This window comes from Nocardia wallacei, assembly GCF_029868745.1.
GTDB lineage: Bacteria > Actinomycetota > Actinomycetes > Mycobacteriales > Mycobacteriaceae > Nocardia > Nocardia wallacei_B.
Genome location: NZ_JARWOP010000150.1, coordinates 1 through 4,040, shown reverse-complemented (window position 1 = coordinate 4,040; position 4,040 = coordinate 1). Strand labels below are relative to the sequence as shown.

General features: G+C 69.0%; 3 protein-coding genes. All 3 read right to left on the bottom strand.

Annotation, left to right across the window (positions count from 1 at the left end; all coding sequences use genetic code 11):
• Positions 1–156 precede the first annotated feature (156 nt).
• The gene (locus QH470_RS12385; RefSeq protein ID WP_280272473.1) at positions 157–1,707 is read right to left on the bottom strand and encodes a hypothetical protein; all 1,551 of its coding nucleotides are present in this window, start codon (positions 1,705–1,707) and stop codon (positions 157–159) included.
• A gap of 58 nt (positions 1,708–1,765) precedes the next feature.
• The gene (locus QH470_RS12380; protein WP_280272472.1) at positions 1,766–3,007 is read right to left on the bottom strand and encodes a lipase family protein; all 1,242 of its coding nucleotides are present in this window, start codon (positions 3,005–3,007) and stop codon (positions 1,766–1,768) included.
• 122 nt (positions 3,008–3,129) lie between these two features.
• On the bottom strand, positions 3,130–4,040 hold a 911-nt coding region (locus QH470_RS12375), incomplete at its 5' end, for a carbonic anhydrase (protein WP_280272471.1).

Genomic DNA, 4,040 nt, shown 5'->3' with positions numbered 1-4,040 from the left:
TCCGGGGGCGGCGGGGCGGCTCGCGGGGGGGGGGCCCCCCGGGGGGGGCCGGCCGGCTAAACAATTATCTTAATTTTCGGCTATTCCCCCATCAACCGGGCCTCCCCCCAGGGGTACCGCCCCTTTTCGCGTTTGTAGATCCCCGGGGTATCGCGCTCAGGTGGGTTCGGTTGCGGCTAATAGGGCTTCGGCGAACTGGCGCATTTGGTCGGCGCCGCCGAACCAGGCGGAGACGAGGTCTACGGCTACGGTGCGGGTGCGGTGGGCGGCCTGGATGAATTCGGTGAGGGAGAAGTCGCCGGATTCGGCCTTCTTGGCGATGGTTTCCAGGTTGCTGCTGGTCAGCAGCAGGCGCATGACGAGGTGGATGTCGATGGAGGTGGGGGAGTCCTCCAGGGGTGCGGTGTGGCGGTGGGTGCCGCGGCGGGTGGGGGGTGGTTCCGGGGCGCGGCGGGTGGGTTCGGCGTCATTGCGGTGGGCGGCGTCGGGCCGGCCGGCCGCCTGACGCAGGCTCGCGTCGGAACCCCGCGAGGGGATCGGGCCTGTGCGCGGCGCGGATGTGTCCTGCCGGTTCGCGGCGGATTCGGCTCGGGAAGGCAACGAGTTCTGCCGGGATTCCCGTCGCGGCGCGGCGGACTCGGTGTGCGGAGACGGAAACTCTGTATGGGTCGCGCCTGATTCGCTCCGCGGCGAAAGGGAATCAGCCCGCCGCCCGGCGAAGGAGTTCTGCTGCGAACCGGCAGATTCGCCCACCGAAAGCGAGTTCTGTTGCGGGGCCGCGGGTTCGCCGGAAAGCGTGCGAGAGTTCTGCTGGTTCGCGGTGTGCTCGGCCGGGCGCGTGTACGAGTTCTGCTGTGCTGCGGGCTCGCCGGAAAGTGTGTAAAAGTTCTGCTGGTTCGCAGTAGGTTCGGCGGAGCGCGTGTACGAGTTCTGCTGAGATGCCGGGGGCTCGCCGGAAAGTGTGTAGGAGTTCTGCTGGGCTGCGGGGGGTTCGGCGGGACGTGTGTATGAGTTTTGCTGGGGTGCTGGGGTTTCGCCGGAAAGTGTGTAGGAGTTCTGCTGGGCTGCGGGGGATTCGGCGGGGCGCGTGTACGAGTTTTGCTGAGATGCTGGGGGCTCGCTGGAAAGTGTGTAGGAGTTCTGCTGGGGCGCAGGGGGATCGCTGGATAACGGGTAGGAGTTCTGCGGGGGTGTGGGGGAGCCGTTCGTGGTGGTGAAGGAGTTCTGCCGGGGCATCGCGGATTCGGTGCGGTTCGCCTGGGATTCCGTGCGCGGGATGCTCGATTCCGTCCGGGGGGTGATGCTTTCGGTGCGCGGCGTGATCGAGCCCGTCCGGTGGTTGCCGGTGCCGAGCGCGGGCGACTCCGCAGTCCGCGGAGCCTCGGGGCGTCGCAGGCCCGGATCGGTCGGCGTGCTGGACGATTCCGGCCGGATGGCGACGGCGTCGGGCGCCGACATGAGCGACTCCGGCGGCCCCGCCTCGGGCGCCGGAGCGCTGGACTGGGTCGCGGCATTGGCCCACTGTGTCGCGAAATCCGGCGGATTCCACTGCATCTCCGGCCCGAACGGACTGCGGCCGGCGGTGTCGATACCGGTCAGGCCGTTCACCGGCGCCGGGGCCGAATCGTTGGCCGGGTGGGTGAGGCGAGACCCCTCCGGCCGTCTGCGATTGGGCTCCCCGAAGCTGGCGAAATCGGCATCCGTCATAGCCGCCATGCTATCCCCGTGTCATGACGAGTTCAGGGCGCGGCCGCGGGGCCCGGGCTCAGCAGTTCGACGGCGCCGGTTCGCCGCGCATCCGGCCGTCGAGCCAATTGACCATCGACGGCACGCCCAATACGGCCGCCGACAGGTGTTCCGGCGACGGGTTCACCTCGGCCTGCAAACGCACGCCCGCCGCGCAGTATCGTCGATTGGTATTGACGATCGCGTCCACCGGAATCAGCGGATCCGTCGGTGAATGCCACTCGAACACAGGCATTTCCGGAATTCCGTCGAACAATTCCAGGCTGTTCTCCTCCACCACCGCCCGCGCCTCGGGACTGTTGATCAGCTCGGTGTTCTGGGCGAATTCGAGGGCATTGCGCCCGGCGCCCGCGGCGAGAATCTCGTTGGTGCAGCCGTCGGCCATCGCATCGCGCGCGGCGAGGCCGCGCGGATTCATGTAGTCACTGATGGGCAGCCGGTCCGGATACTCCCGCTCGAGCCCGATCGCGGCGGCCATCGCCAGCCCGAAGGCCGGGTGCGAGTTGGTGCCCAGCGCCTGAACCATGGTCATGAGATTCATCGGCACGCCGCCCGCGGCCGCACCGGCGATATCGAGTTCGGGCGCGTACCGCGGCTGCAGCGCCGCCGCCCACGCTGTCGCCATGCCGCCGCCGGAGTACCCGGCCATGGCGACCCGGCTGCCACCGGTGCCCAGTTCGGGCACCTGCCTGACCGCGCGAATGCCGTCCAGCGTGATCTGTCCGCCCAGTCGCGCCGCGCCGTAGGCGAATCGCGGGCCGAGGTGGTCCGGCAGCGCGATGCTCCACCCGCGGGCGAGCAGCACGTTCAGCGCGGCCGCCTCGCGCACCTGCAGGTTCGGGTCGGCGGTGTAGAGCACGCGCGACACCGCGCACTCCGAGCCGAGCCCGTTGATGATGTGCTGGTACGACAGCAGCGGATCACCGGGCCGATGGTTGGCCGGGGTCAGCACGGTGGTGGTGGCCGCGATCGGGCGACCCTGCGAATCGGTCGAGCGGAATTTGACCAGCGTGACCGAGGTGCCCGGGAAGATCAGCAGCGGCGGCATCGGCCGCACCGCCAGGACGGCGCCGGGCTGATGGTCCGCCAGATCCGCGGGCGCCGCGTAGAACGGGTCCGGATCGGGTTGCGGGTAGATCGGCTGGGCGACGGCGGGTGCGGCGAGCGCGACGCCCAGTGCCGCGCCCAGTAGCGCGGTCAGTAGTCGGCGGGGTCCGCGGCGTGCGGCGAGGGACACGATCGTCGGACGAGTCAAATCCATGACCTCCACGGATATTCGCAGCTCAGGAAGACCAGCAGTTGGTATTCAAGTGCGAATCGTGCGGAAGCAAGCGCGGACACGCCGACGGCCGAGGCCCGGATTTTCGGTGGCGGAGAAGTGTTTCAGCTGGTCGATTGATCCGATCGGTGATCGGTATCGACGATTTCACCGATGGTGTCGGTGGTGATCTCGATGACCCGCGCGGTGCCGATGTCGAAGAACAACCCCGACACCGTGAGACCGTGCTCGGCCATGGCACGGCTGACGATCGGATGGGCCCGCAGGGTCTGCAACTGCACCGCGACGTTCACCATGCTCAGCTGCGCGACCTCGTCGTAGCCGGCGGCCGCGGCGGCGACGGCCACCGGCGGCGCGGCGCGGAACCGGGCCAGGCTCGGCAGGGCATGCGCGAGCCACTCCTCGAGCCCGGGGGCGGTCGGGGTGCCGTCCAGCACGGCGCGCATGGCTCCGCACGAGGAATGCCCGCACACGACGATATTGCGGACATGCAGATTCTCGACGGCGAAGGCGAGCGCGGCCTCGAACGAGGTGTCGGAGCCGTCGGCGGGGATGAGCGCCCCGACATTGCGCACGGTGAACAGGTCGCCGGGTCCGCTGTTGGTGATCACGTTGGGCACGATCCGGGAATCGGCGCAGGTCAGGAACAGCGAGTGCGGATTGTCCTGCCGGTCGCGCATCCCGTCCAGGTGCGGCCGCACCACATGGGCATTGCCCCGGTGATAAGCGGCGACGCCGGTGTTGATGACATTGCCGGTGCGTTCGCGCCAGGGTCCGAGGGCGCCGTCGAGCAGCCCGCGAGCGCGCCCGCGCTGCGGCGGGCCGTTCAGTACGTGCGCCATCCGGGCGGTGCCGATCTCGGCGAATTGGACCGTGCCGCCGGTGTTTTCGTGTTGGCGGGCCCAGTCGTGGATGGCTTCGTAGGAGGCGTGGTCGAGGAAGTCGACGGTGAGTTCGACCAGCACGTCGGTGCCGGTGGGGACCTTGGCGAGTTCCTTGGTCAGTTTCGGCAGCG